Raw genomic sequence first — 234 nt, forward strand, 5'->3', positions numbered from 1 at the left:
GGCATACAGGTTTGATTGGTCAAGGAAGCCATAGCCTAAGCCATCTTTTACGCAAGAGACCATGGTGCGAACATCACTCACCTTATAGTTGCCACGAATCGTCAGGCTTTGAAAGGTATTACCATGCGGCTCTTCACTGATACGCAAGTGATCGACTGTCATATCGCCATTGGTATAAATCACCGCGGGTAGCGCGAGTAGATCTTGTGGCGTCTTCGGCTCTCCGTGCTCCTT

1 pseudogene is annotated in these 234 nt (G+C 49.6%); it reads right to left on the reverse strand.

The features are described from left to right. Positions 1-234, reverse strand: a pseudogene (locus tag AB4486_RS25315) (LysR family transcriptional regulator); the annotation flags it as partial.

It is taken from the genome of Vibrio sp. 10N.222.55.C6 (assembly GCF_041473395.1).
GTDB classification, from domain to species: Bacteria; Pseudomonadota; Gammaproteobacteria; order Enterobacterales; family Vibrionaceae; genus Vibrio; species Vibrio crassostreae_C.